The sequence below is a fragment of the Pseudomonas putida genome (genome assembly GCF_001976065.1).
Taxonomy (GTDB): Bacteria; Pseudomonadota; Gammaproteobacteria; order Pseudomonadales; family Pseudomonadaceae; genus Aquipseudomonas; species Aquipseudomonas serbica.
The window spans coordinates 36,830-48,898 of sequence record NZ_MNAH01000003.1 but is presented as its reverse complement, the minus strand read 5'-3'; the positions used below and the strand labels follow the sequence as shown (position 1 = coordinate 48,898).

The window sequence follows — 12,069 nt, the reverse complement described above, 5'->3', positions numbered from 1 at the left end:
ACTAGCCTACGACGCGACCAAGGGTTAATGTGCGCGGCGTTGACGCTTCTATAGACTGTGTCCGGGTTCTGCATGGGCCCCAAATTGTTCCTTCATGCCACAGATTGGCGTGATTTAGCCGCAGGTGCCGTTGGCGCCACGGCCTGTTCTGAGGAGTACGCATGGCTGTCTACAACTACGACGTGGTGGTGTTGGGTTCCGGCCCGGCGGGGGAAGGCGCGGCAATGAACGCCGCCAAGGCAGGGCGCAAGGTGGCGATGGTCGATAGCCGTCGCCAGGTCGGCGGCAACTGCACTCACTTGGGCACCATCCCGTCCAAGGCACTGCGTCACTCGGTCCGGCAGATCATGCAGTTCAACACCAACCCGATGTTCCGGGCCATTGGTGAGCCGCGCTGGTTTTCCTTCCCGGACGTGTTGAAAAGCGCGGAAAAAGTGATCTCCAAGCAAGTGGCCTCGCGCACCGGCTACTACGCCCGTAACCGCGTCGACGTGTTCTTCGGCACCGGCAGTTTCGCCGACGAGCAAACCATCGAAGTGGTCTGCGCCAATGGCGTGGTGGAAAAGCTGGTGGCCAAGCACATCATCATCGCCACCGGTTCGCGCCCTTATCGCCCGGCGGACATCGATTTCCACCACCCGCGTATCTACGATAGCGACACCATCCTCAGCCTCGGCCACACCCCGCGTAAACTCATCGTTTATGGCGCTGGCGTGATCGGTTGCGAATACGCCTCGATCTTCAGCGGCCTGGGTGTTCTGGTCGAGCTGGTGGACAACCGCGGTCAGTTGCTGAGCTTCCTCGACTCGGAAATTTCCCAGGCCCTGAGCTACCACTTCAGCAACAACAACATCACGGTTCGCCACAACGAAGAGTACGACCGCGTCGAAGGCGTGGACAACGGCGTGATCCTGCACCTCAAGTCCGGCAAGAAGATCAAGGCCGACGCCTTGCTCTGGTGTAACGGCCGTACCGGCAACACCGATCAGCTGGGCCTGGAAAACATCGGCGTTAAGGTCAATAGCCGTGGCCAGATCGAAGTCGACGAGGCGTACCGCACTGCCATCCAGAACATCTACGGCGCCGGCGACGTGATCGGCTGGCCGAGCCTGGCCAGTGCCGCCCACGACCAGGGCCGTTCGGCCGCTGGCAGCATTGTCGACAACGGCAGCTGGCGTTTCGTCAACGACGTACCGACCGGGATCTACACCATCCCCGAGATCAGTTCGATCGGCAAGAACGAGCAGGAGCTGACCCAGGCCAAGGTGCCGTATGAAGTGGGCAAGGCGTTCTTCAAGAGCATGGCCCGGGCGCAGATCGCCGGCGAGCCACAAGGCATGCTGAAGATCCTGTTCCACCGTGAAACCCTGGAAGTGCTGGGCGTTCACTGCTTCGGCTACCAGGCATCGGAGATCGTGCACATCGGCCAGGCGATCATGAACCAGCCGGGTGAGCTGAACACCTTGAAGTACTTCGTCAACACCACGTTCAACTACCCGACCATGGCCGAAGCCTATCGGGTCGCCGCGTACGACGGCCTCAACCGGCTTTTTTGAGCGGCTCCGGCCGGTGGCCTGAGCCGGCCGGGGAGACCGATTTCAGCAATTCTCGAGCGTGGCGGTGGCCAAACCGGGAAAGTCTGTAATCAGGCTGTCAACGCCGAAATCAGCGAGCCTGCGCATCAGCGCGGGTTCGTTGACTGTCCACACCGACACATGCAGCCCCTGGCGCTGCGCCTTCTGCAGGCGTTCCGGCGTACACAGGGTCCAGTTCAGCGCCAGGATCTCGCAGCCGTAGCCTTGCGCGACCTTCAATGGGTCGAGCCAGGCGTATTCGGCCACCAGGCCGCGGGACACGTCCGGCACCAGGTCCAGGGCCGCTTTCAGTACTTCCCGCGAACTCGAGGTGATCGTGATCCTGTCCAGCAGGCCATGACGCTGGGCCATTTCACGAATCGCCAGCACCGTCGTGGCGGCGCGGGTGCGTGAAGCGCTCTTGACCTCCAGCTGCCAGTGCTCGAAGTCGCATTTCTCGAACAGCTCTTCCAGGGTCGGAATCGGGCACGGCTTGATCCAGCCCGGGCCACCCTTGCGTGCGTCGTAGGTCACCAGCTCCGCGGCGGTGTGCTCGACCACCTTGCCGCGCCGGTCGGTGGTGCGCTTGAGCGTCGGATCGTGGATGACCATCAGCTCGCCGTCCATGGACAGGTGCAGGTCCAGTTCACAACGGCGCACGCCGTGCTTGAGACATTCCTGAAAGCTGGTCAGGGTATTTTCCGGTGCTTCGCCCTTGGCGCCGCGGTGGCCGTAGATGAGGGTCACGATTATTCCTTGATTTAAATGCCTGATTCGTTCAGTTCGCGGGCCAGGCGTCGTTCCTGGGCCTGCCTTTGCAAGATATGGCGCGCCAACAGTTGTCGCTGGGCGTCGGTCAGGTGTTCGAACTCGGTGCCGACGTCATAGCCCTCGCCCTTGCGGTCGCAATGGGTGACACGCGCGCGCAGCAACAGGCCCAGGGCCTGGGGCATCAGCACCAGCTTGACCGACAGGCGCGAACCGGCGGCGATGGGGGAAGGGTGCTGGAAGTCGATGCCGCCTTCGGAGATGATCACCGGCTGCGGTTCACCGATCTGCCCGAGCACGGTGATGGCGATCACCTGGCTGAGCAGGTCGATGCGCTTGTTCTGGGATTTGAGGAACGCCGCGAGGTTGCGGTCGCGCTCGCTGATCTGGCGCAGCAGGTGCTGCGACTCGAATTCGCTCAGGTGCAGTTCGCTGAGCAGATTGAAGAGTGGGGAAGCATCCTGCAACACTTCCTGCCCGGCGGCTTCGAGGGCAGACAGGGGCCGAATTTCCAGTGCGATCATGTCCTCGATACGGTAGTATTCGCGGCGATCTTCTTCATCTAATGTCGACATGGCGAACCCATGGTAGCGGCGGTGGTCTGAGTGTAAAGCTGGTTATCGACCCCCGCCACAAGGACGTTCCTTTTCCCTCCGAACAAGCCCCGACATGTTCAGACCTCTCTTCGTATTTATAGGCACGCGTTATACCCGTGCAAAGCGTCGCAATCATTTTGTGTCATTCATTTCCCTGACCTCGATGATCGGACTCGCCCTCGGCGTGGTCGTGATGATCGTGGTGCTGTCGGTCATGAACGGCTTCGATCATGAGATGCGCACCCGTGTGCTGGGCATGGTGCCCCACGCGACCATCGAGTCCGGCGAGCCGATCAGCGATTGGCAAGGCCTGGCCGCCAAGGTCAAGCAGAACCCGCAGGTGACGGCTGTAGCACCGTTCACGCAGATGCAGGGTTTGCTGACCAACAACGGCAAGGTCAACAAGATCCTGCTCAATGCCATCGACCCGGCGCAGGAACGCCAGGTGTCGATCATCGACAACTTCATGACCCAGGGCAAACTTGACGACCTGGTGCCGGGCGAGTTCGGTATCGTCATCGGCGACAAGGCGGCGGCCAAGCTCGGTGCGGCCGTGGGCGACAAGCTGACGTTCGTGGCGCCGGAAGTCACCGTGACCCCCGCCGGGATGTTCCCGCGCATGAAGCGCTTTACCGTGGTCGGCATTTTCCATGTCGGCGCCGGCGAGCTCGATGGTTACCTGGGCGTCACCAACCTGCAGGATCTGGCGCGGTTGCATCGCTGGAAGCCGGATCAGGTGCAGGGCCTGCGGCTGAAGTTCGACGACCTGTTCCAGGCTCCGCGCACGGCGTGGAGCATCGCCCGCGAGCTGGGCGAAGACCATTTCTACGCCCGCGACTGGACCCGCACCCACGGCAACCTGTATCAGGCGATCCGCATGGAAAAAGCCATGATCGGCCTGTTGTTGCTGCTGATCGTCGCGGTCGCTGCGTTCAACATCATTTCCACGCTGGTGATGGTGGTGAACGACAAGAAGAGCGACATCGCGATCCTGCGTACCCTCGGCGCCACGCCGGGCACGATCATGCGCACCTTCATGGTCCAGGGTACGGTGATCGGCGTGGTCGGCACGGCCATCGGCGCGGTGGTCGGGATTTTCGCCGCGCTCAATGTCAGCGCGGCCATCTCGGCGCTTGAAGGCCTGATCGGCCACAAGTTTCTCAACGCCGACGTGTATTTCATCGATTACCTGCCGTCGCAGGTGCAGAGCCAGGATGTCCTGATGGTCTGCTGCGCGGCGTTGGTCCTGAGTTTCCTCGCCACCCTGTATCCCGCCTGGCGTGCCGCGCGCACCCAGCCGGCGGAGGCGTTACGTTATGAGTGAGTCGGGCATGAGTGATAAAGCAATCTTGAGCTGCCGCAGCCTGGGCAAGTCCTACGAGGAAGGCCCGGAGTCGGTTGAAGTGTTGGCGGGCCTGCAACTGGAGTTGCACCCGGGCGAGCGTGTGGCGATTGTCGGCAAGTCGGGCTCGGGCAAGAGTACCTTGCTCAACCTGCTGGGCGGCCTCGATACGCCGACCAAGGGCAGCGTCTGGCTCGACGGCGAAGAGCTGTCGGCATTGAGCGAAAAGAAGCGCGGGTTGCTGCGTAACCGCGCCCTGGGCTTCGTGTACCAGTTTCACCACCTGCTGCCGGAATTCACCGCCCTGGAAAACGTCTGCATGCCGTTGCTGATCGGCAAGACCGCGATCCCCGAGGCGCGTAAACGTGCCACGGCGTTGCTGACGCGGGTAGGGCTGGGCCATCGCCTGGAGCACAAGCCGGCGGAATTGTCCGGTGGCGAGCGCCAGCGTGTGGCCATCGCCCGCGCCCTGGTGAACAATCCAGGCCTTGTGATGCTCGACGAGCCGACCGGCAACCTCGACTCCCACACCGCCCAGGGCATCCAGGACTTGATGCTGGAACTCAGCACCTCGATGCGCACCGCGTTCCTGGTGGTGACCCACGACATGAACCTGGCTCGCCAGATGGACCGCGTCCTGCACTTGCAGGAAGGTTGCCTGACGCCTATCTGACCGCTTGCCACCCGACGGCGCTGAAAAGCCCGTCGGGTCTTTTATTTTCATACGGTGCCCCAGCGAATGTTCAGACCGTTATCGATCTTTATCGGCACGCGCTATACCCGCGCCAAGCGCCGCAATCGCTTCGTTTCCTTCATCTCGATGACCTCGATGATCGGCCTCGCCCTGGGCGTGCTGGCGATGATCGTGGTGCTGTCGGTGATGAACGGCTTCCAGCGCGAAATGAGCTCACGCATCCTCGGCATGGTCCCGCACGCGACCATCGTCGGGGTCAATCCCATCGATGACTGGCAGCCCGTGGCGGCCGCCGCGATGAAAAACCCGCAAGTGACGGCCGCCGTGCCGTTCACCGAGATGGAAGGCATGCTGTCCTACAAGGGCACGATGCAGCCGATCCAGGTCAGCGGCGTCGATCCGGCGCTGGAAGGGAAGGTGTCGATCGTTGCCCAGCATATCGTCCAGGGGCGCCTGGATGCCTTGAAACCGGGTGAGTTTGGCGTGGTGATCGGCGAGATCACGGCGCGGCGGTTTCGCCTGAATGTCGGTGACAAGATCACCCTGATCGTGCCGGAAGTCAGCAATGCGCCGGGGGGCATCACCCCGCGCATGCAGCGGCTGAACGTGGTCGGGGTGTTCAAGGTCGGTGCCGAGCTGGACGGTTCGATGGCGCTGATCCACATGGCCGATGCCGCGGCGATGCAGCATTGGGCGCCGAACCAGGTGCAAAGCGTGCGCCTGGCGGTGAAGGACCTGTACGCCGCGCCGCAAGTGTCGAGCAACATCGCCAGTGGCTTGGGCGGTGCCTACAAGGCTGACGACTGGACCCACACCCAGGGCAGCCTGTTCAGTGCGATGAAGATGGAAAAAACCATGATCGGCCTGTTGTTGCTGATGATTGTCGCGGTGGCGGCGTTCAATATCATCGCGACCCTGATCATGGTCGTGAACGACAAGGGCGCGGACATCGCGATTTTGCGCACCATCGGCGCCACGCCTCGGCAGATCATGGCGATCTTCATCGTGCAGGGCACCGTGATCGGGATCGTCGGCACCTTGATCGGTGGCGTGCTGGGGGTGATTGCGGCGTTGAACGTCAGCGCGATGGTGGGTTGGGTAGAGCGGGTCAGCGGGCAGCACATCTTCAGTTCCGATGTGTATTTCGTCAGCAACCTGCCGTCTGAATTGCAGGGCGCAGACGTCGCGCTGATCTGCACGGCAGGGTTTGTCATGAGCTTCCTGGCCACGGTTTATCCGGCATGGCGCGCGGCGAAGATCGAGCCGGCTCACGCGTTGCGGTATTCGTAACACCGCTTTCGCGAGCAAGCCCGCTCCCACATTGGATCTGCTGTGCTCACAAATCCAATGTGGGAGCGAGCCTGCTCGCGAAGGGGCCGGACCTGCCGGCCTCAATCTCCCTTGGGCAGCTCAATCACAAACCGCGTCCACCCATCAGCCGACTCACACCGAATCTGCCCGCCATGGGCACGGACAATCGACTGGGTAATCGCCAATCCCAACCCCGCATGCTCACTGCTGCCCTCATGGCGCGCCGGATCGGCCCGGTAAAAACGGTCAAACAGCCGCGGCAGCAAATCCGCTGAAATCCCGTCACCGCTATTTTCCACTGTCAGCCTCAAGCCATCGACCCGATCGATAATCCGCACCCGCACCTCCCCCCCGGCCGGGGTAAACCGCAACGCATTGTCCAGCAAATTAGACAGCGCCCGACGCAGCATGCTGCGGTCGCCTTGCAGGCGAGCGTGCCCGTCGCGCTTGAGCGTCACCCGCGCGTCCTCGGCCAGCGGCGCAAAAAACTCCAGCAACACATCCACTTCCTCCGCCAGTGCCAGCGGTTCGCGCTTGGGCATCAGCAGGCCGTGGTCGGCTTTGGCCAGGTACAGCATGTCGTTGACCAGTTGCGCCATCCATTGCAGCTCTTCGAGGTTGCTGTGCAGCGCCTCGCGGTAATCCTCAAGGGGCCGTTCTCGAGTGAGGGTGACCTGGGTGTGGGTCAGCAGGTTCGACAGCGGCGTGCGTAGCTCATGGGCGATGTCGGCGGAGAAGGCCGAGAGCCGCTGGAAAGAGTCGTCGAGGCGCCCGAGCATGGCGTTGAAGTGGTGGGCCATTTCGGCAAGTTCCGGCGGCATGTTTTCTTCCGGCAGGCGTGCGTTCAGCGATTGCGCCGAGACCCCGCGCGCGACCGCGCTCATGCGGCGCAATGGTCGCAGGCCGCTGCGGGCCGCCCAAGCACCGAGCAGGGCAGTCGCCAGGGCGGACAGGCTGACCGTCAGCCAGATCAGGTGTTGCATGCGCTGCAGAAAATGCTGGTGATGGGTGATGTCCAGCAGCAGGGTCAGTTGCGGCGAATCGGGCTTGTCGAGGAACAGCGGCGCGTTCAGCACGCGGTAATCGGTGCCGTCGTGACTCACCGTGGACAAGCCGGGCTGGCGCGGCAATGTCTGCGGCAGGCGCGGGGAGCTGTCATACCAGCGGCGACCGTCGCTGCCACTGATGCGCAGAGACAGATCGGACTGTTGGCTCAATTCGTCGGCCAGCCGGGTTTCACGGTCGCTTGACTGAATGTCCGGCAACGCCCGTCGCAGCCCGATCAGCCTGGCGTCCAGCAACTGTTGATCGAGCTCGATGAAGTGCGCCTCGCTGGCGCGGCTGAACAGCACGCCGGCGAACATCGAGACCACGGCGGTGCAAGCGGCGAACAGCAGGGCCAGGCGAGCGCTCAAGGACAGCCGGCGCATCAGGGCTGGCGCTCTTCAAGTACGTAGCCCATGCCGCGCACGGTGTGGATCAGTTTGTTCGGGAACTCGTCGTCGATCTTCAGGCGCAAGCGGCGGATCGCGACTTCGATGACGTTGGTTTCGCTGTCGAAATTCATGTCCCAGACCTGGGACGCGATCAGTGATTTGGGCAGGACTTCGCCGTGGCGGCGCAGGAGCATTTCCAGCAGGGCGAACTCCTTGGCCGTCAGGTCGATGCGCTGGCCGCTGCGCTCGACCCGGCGGCGGATCAGGTCCAGGCGCAGGTCGGCCAGTTGCAGGCTGGTTTCCTGGGGCGGGGTACTGCCACGGCGCAACAGGCTGCGGACCCGGGCGAGTAGCTCGGAGAAGGCGAACGGCTTGACCAGGTAATCGTCGGCGCCGAGTTCCAGGCCGTGTACCCGGTCTTCCACGGCGTCCCGGGCAGTCAGGAACAGTACCGGCGTGTCGAGGCCGGCATTGCGCACCGCTTGCAGGATCTGCCAGCCATCGCGCCCGGGCAGCATCACGTCGAGAATCAACAGGGCATAGCCGCCACTCAGCGCCAGTTGCTGGCCGGTGCTGCCGTCGGCCACCAGTTCCGTGGTGAATCCCGCCTCGGTCAGGCCCTGGCGCAGGTATTGGCCGGTTTTCGGTTGGTCTTCGACGATCAGCAGTTTCATGGGCGACTCGGGCTAAAGGGAACGACAGCGTTATACCGTGGGCGACAAGGCTACGGGCCTTGCTGACAAAGTTGTAATCTGGTTGTCAGGTAACGGGCAGCGGTAGCAGTTTAGAGTTTTCCACAGGCTGAACCTTAATCTTGTTGGAGTACGTCGATGTTTTTGCGCAAATCCCTGTTGTTGGCCAGCTGTCTGTTGGCGCTGAGTTCGCCGGTGTCGGCGTCCCCTGCGCAAACCTGGGATTTCGGTCAGCCGGCACCGGCTGCCAAGGCGACCCGCAGCATCGAGGTGGACATGGCTGACATGACGTTCACTCCCAAGTCGATCGAGATCAAGGCCGGGGAAACGGTGCGCTTCGTGCTGGTCAATAAAGGCCAGTTGCTGCACGAATTCAACCTCGGCGATGCGGCGATGCATGCCCGGCACCAGCAGGAAATGCTGCAGATGCAGGAACACGGCATGCTCACGCCTACCGGCATGCAGGCAATGGACCACAGCGCCATGGCCGGAATGGGGCATGCCATGCAACACGACGACCCCAACAGCGTGCTGGTGGCGCCGGGCAAGACCGCCGAGCTGACCTGGACTTTCAGCGAGGCCACCCGCCTTGAATTTGCCTGCAACATTCCTGGTCATTACCAGGCTGGCATGGTGGGCAAGTTGACTGTCAGTCAGTAAGCACTCAAAGGCTGCGGCAAAGGCTGGTAGAATCCGCTGATTCTTCAGTCAGGTTTCCGCCATGCATCCCGCAGCCGAACACTCGCCGCTGGGCAAATCCAGCGAATACATCGCCACTTACACACCGTCCCTGCTATTCCCGATCCCGCGCACCGCGAAATGGGCCGAGCTGGGCCTGACGGCGCAAACCCTGCCGTATAAAGGCGTGGATTTCTGGAACTGCTTCGAACTGTCGTGGTTGTTGCCGTCGGGCAAGCCGGTGGTGGCGATCGGCGAGTTCAGCATTCCGGCGGATTCGCCGAACATCATCGAATCCAAGTCGTTCAAGCTCTACCTCAACTCCTTGAACCAGACGCCGTTTGCCGACACCGCCAGCCTTGAAGCCACCCTGGCCAAAGACCTGTCGGCCGCCGCCGGCAAGACCGTGGGCGTGCGCATCCGCAGCCTGAAAGAGGTCGAGGCCGAAGGTGTAGTGGCGTTGCCGGGTGTGTGCATTGACGACCTGGACATCAGCGTCAGCAACTACGAGCACCCGCGTCCGGAACTGCTGCGTTGCGATGACTCGCGCATTGTCGAGGAGAGCGTGCACAGCCATTTGCTCAAGTCCAATTGCCCGGTCACCAGCCAGCCGGACTGGGGCAGTGTGGCGGTGGAGTACCGTGGCGCGGCGCTGGATCACGCGAGCCTGCTCGAATACATCGTCAGCTTCCGCCAGCACTCGGACTTCCATGAGCAGTGCGTGGAGCGGATTTTCCTTGATTTGCAGCGGTTGCTGAAGCCGGAAAAACTGACGGTGTATGCACGGTATGTGCGGCGGGGCGGGTTGGATATCAACCCGTATCGCAGTACTGAAGAAGTGCAGTTGCCGAACCACCGCCTGGTTCGTCAATAAAAATCCAGAATGTGCGATATCCAATGTGGGAGCGAGCAGGCTCGCTCCCACAGTGGACGGTGTTTCAACGTGTAGAAATGAAAAAGCCCTGCCAGTGCTGGCAGGGCTTTTTTGTATGGCGGGGCAATCAGATCCCCATGCTGTACAGGGCCGTGCCAATCCGGCGCAGGGCGTCGGAGAGGGTCGGATGTTCGAGTTCGAAGCGTTCGACGGCCAGGTTGACGTTATCGACGAGGTTGACGTCCTGGGTCTTGGTTTCCAGTTCCAGCTCAAATTCGATCTGTTGCATCAGGTTGTGCAGGTCCTCACGCTCGACGTCGGTCAGCGGAGGATTCTTGTCCAATTGCTCGCGCAGGGCATTGAGCTGGTCTTGCAGTTCGCGGGCAGACATGGCGTTCTTCCTTTTATCGATAGGCACTGGCATAGACCGCGACGGCGCGCCAAAGGTCTATGGCTTACCTTAAGATTAATCCACTCGCGCGAACACTGCATGATCTCTGTCAGGGCTTTTCGCCCTTCAGCCGACGCAAGCTGATGTCTGCCAGGCAGGTGTCGAGCTCACCGAGGTGATCGATCACCGAATGCACGCCCAGGCTGAACAGCTGCACCGTGGCCTTGCTACGCTTGATGTCGCGCTCCTGCGCGGACAATGCCTGCCATTGCGCTGGGGACAGCCCGCAGAGGGAGCCGCAGGAGGCCAGGCCGATGGTCCACAACCCGGCATTGAGGCCCGATTGCAGCAGTCGCGGCTCGCCGCTGACCAGTACGCAGCCATCCAGGCGTTCGATGTCCAGGGCCATCAAGGCTTGCCAGCAGGCATCCGGTGCCGGCCAGGGTTTGATTGTTGCAAGCTGTTGCAGCGGCTGCAGGGGCGGCGAAGGCTTGATCCATTGCGGCAGGCCGATCGCCAAGGCATGGCTGGTCGAGGGAGGCAGCTCATCGAGCCAGGCGCAGGGGATCTGCTGGCGCTGCAAGCTGTGCAGGCTGTCCAGGGCGCCGGGGGTGGCCTCGGCGTGGGCGGCGCCAGGGTCGCCCTGCAGGCGCGTACAGGCGCCGAAATCCACCAGGCAACCACTCAGGCCGAACAGCACGGCAGTCAGGTTGGGCGCGGTTTGCGGGGTGATTTCGGCGTGCGGCATGTCAACGTCCCTGAAATAGCCTCAAGGCTAAGGGGCGACGGTGACAGTTGAGTGACACTGGGGTGAATCGCTCGCGCAGCACGGGGAGCGGGCCCTATGCTGCCTAAAGTGGCCGATCCGTCTTATACTGCGGTCTTTGCGCCGGGCCAAGCGCCCGGTGACGGTACAGTCCAAGGAGTTTTTCTATGCGCTGGAGCAATCCTCTCGCTCGGCTTTGTGTGTGCGCCAGTGCGCTGCTGGTTCCGTTTGCCGCCCAGGCCGCCTCGGAAGATGATCCTTGGGAAGGCATCAATCGTCCGATCTTCCAGTTCAACGATTTCGTCGATACCTATGCCTTGAAACCCCTGGCCCAGGGCTATCAGTTCGTGACGCCACAGTTTTTTGAAGATGGCATCCACAACATGTTTCGCAATGTCGGCGATGTGACCAACCTCGCCAACAACATCCTGCAGGTCAAACCCCATGCGGCGGGTGTCGACACCGCGCGCCTGCTCTTCAACACCACCTTCGGCCTGCTGGGCTTCTTCGACGTGGGTACAAAGATGGGCCTGCAGCGCAACGATGAAGACTTCGGCCAGACCCTGGGTTACTGGGGCGTAGGTAGCGGTCCCTATGTGATGCTGCCGCTGCTTGGCCCAAGCACGCTGCGGGATGCGCCTTCGAAGTACGTTGACGGCTACACCGGCCCGTACCGCTACATCAACGATGTGCCGGTGCGTAACTCGATCTTCGGCCTGAACATTGTCGATACCCGGGCGAGCCTGCTGTCCTCCGAGAAGCTGATCACCGGCGACAAGTACACCTTCATCCGTAATGCCTACCTGCAGAACCGCGAATTCAAGGTGAAAGACGGCCAGGTCGAAGACGATTTCTGATTTCGAGCGGTAAAGACAAGGCGGCCATCGAGCCGCCTTGTTCGTTTTTATCGCTGTGCGCGACCTAACATTGGGTTTCGGTTTTGCAGG

Annotated in this window: 13 protein-coding genes; 7 read left to right on the top strand and 6 right to left on the bottom strand. The window is 61.9% G+C overall.

Annotated elements, in window-relative coordinates:
* Nucleotides 1-161: 161 nt before the first annotated feature.
* Nucleotides 162-1,556: a Si-specific NAD(P)(+) transhydrogenase gene (sthA, locus tag BKX96_RS11370; RefSeq protein WP_008064424.1), complete on the top strand. Its 1,395-nt coding sequence runs from the start codon at nucleotides 162-164 to the stop codon at nucleotides 1,554-1,556.
* 42 nt (nucleotides 1,557-1,598) lie between these two features.
* Here sthA and BKX96_RS11365 read toward each other — a convergent pair whose 3' ends face one another.
* On the bottom strand, nucleotides 1,599-2,321 hold the full coding sequence (locus BKX96_RS11365) for a glycerophosphodiester phosphodiesterase (protein ID WP_046819529.1): 723 nt from the start codon (nucleotides 2,319-2,321) through the stop codon (nucleotides 1,599-1,601).
* A gap of 14 nt (nucleotides 2,322-2,335) precedes the next feature.
* A complete protein-coding gene (locus BKX96_RS11360; protein ID WP_046819530.1) occupies nucleotides 2,336-2,917 on the bottom strand; it encodes a PilZ domain-containing protein in 582 nt (193 codons plus the stop codon).
* A 94-nt stretch (nucleotides 2,918-3,011) separates the two neighbouring features.
* Here BKX96_RS11360 and BKX96_RS11355 point away from each other — a divergent pair, with 94 nt between their 5' ends.
* The 3 genes from BKX96_RS11355 (at nucleotide 3,012) to BKX96_RS11345 (ending at nucleotide 6,264) form a co-directional block, all read left to right on the top strand.
* A complete protein-coding gene (locus BKX96_RS11355) occupies nucleotides 3,012-4,262 on the top strand; it encodes a lipoprotein-releasing ABC transporter permease subunit (protein ID WP_046819531.1) in 1,251 nt (416 codons plus the stop codon).
* A gap of 7 nt (nucleotides 4,263-4,269) precedes the next feature.
* The gene (gene lolD / locus BKX96_RS11350; protein WP_162837844.1) at nucleotides 4,270-4,953 is read left to right on the top strand and encodes a lipoprotein-releasing ABC transporter ATP-binding protein LolD; all 684 of its coding nucleotides are present in this window, start codon (nucleotides 4,270-4,272) and stop codon (nucleotides 4,951-4,953) included.
* Nucleotides 4,954-5,019: 66 nt separating this feature from the next.
* Complete coding sequence (locus BKX96_RS11345) at nucleotides 5,020-6,264, top strand: lipoprotein-releasing ABC transporter permease subunit (RefSeq protein WP_077183917.1); 1,245 nt, start codon at nucleotides 5,020-5,022, stop codon at nucleotides 6,262-6,264.
* 101 nt (nucleotides 6,265-6,365) lie between these two features.
* Here BKX96_RS11345 and BKX96_RS11340 read toward each other — a convergent pair whose 3' ends face one another.
* Complete coding sequence (locus tag BKX96_RS11340) at nucleotides 6,366-7,715, bottom strand: heavy metal sensor histidine kinase (RefSeq protein ID WP_077183916.1); 1,350 nt, start codon at nucleotides 7,713-7,715, stop codon at nucleotides 6,366-6,368.
* Nucleotides 7,715-8,395 carry a heavy metal response regulator transcription factor gene (locus BKX96_RS11335; RefSeq protein WP_046819535.1) on the bottom strand — a complete coding sequence of 227 codons (681 nt, stop codon included), beginning with the start codon at nucleotides 8,393-8,395 and terminating at the stop codon, nucleotides 7,715-7,717. The genes BKX96_RS11340 and BKX96_RS11335 overlap by 1 nt, the downstream gene beginning before the upstream one ends.
* A gap of 156 nt (nucleotides 8,396-8,551) precedes the next feature.
* Between BKX96_RS11335 and copI the strand changes: the two genes are divergently transcribed.
* Nucleotides 8,552-9,073, top strand: a complete 522-nt coding sequence (gene copI / locus BKX96_RS11330; RefSeq protein ID WP_077183915.1) for a copper-resistant cuproprotein CopI — start codon at nucleotides 8,552-8,554, stop codon at nucleotides 9,071-9,073.
* A gap of 61 nt (nucleotides 9,074-9,134) precedes the next feature.
* Complete coding sequence (gene queF / locus BKX96_RS11325; protein ID WP_046819537.1) at nucleotides 9,135-9,965, top strand: NADPH-dependent 7-cyano-7-deazaguanine reductase QueF; 831 nt, start codon at nucleotides 9,135-9,137, stop codon at nucleotides 9,963-9,965.
* A gap of 127 nt (nucleotides 9,966-10,092) precedes the next feature.
* Here the strand turns inward: queF and BKX96_RS11320 are convergent, their stop codons facing one another.
* Nucleotides 10,093-10,356, bottom strand: a complete 264-nt coding sequence (locus tag BKX96_RS11320) for a DUF4404 family protein (protein WP_046819538.1) — start codon at nucleotides 10,354-10,356, stop codon at nucleotides 10,093-10,095.
* Nucleotides 10,357-10,465: 109 nt separating this feature from the next.
* Complete coding sequence (gene pcrP, locus BKX96_RS11315) at nucleotides 10,466-11,104, bottom strand: HAD superfamily inactivated hydrolase PcrP (protein WP_077183914.1); 639 nt, start codon at nucleotides 11,102-11,104, stop codon at nucleotides 10,466-10,468.
* Between the two features lie 185 nt (nucleotides 11,105-11,289).
* Here pcrP and BKX96_RS11310 point away from each other — a divergent pair, with 185 nt between their 5' ends.
* A complete protein-coding gene (locus tag BKX96_RS11310; RefSeq protein WP_046819540.1) occupies nucleotides 11,290-11,979 on the top strand; it encodes an MlaA family lipoprotein in 690 nt (229 codons plus the stop codon).
* Nucleotides 11,980-12,069: the final 90 nt, after the last annotated feature.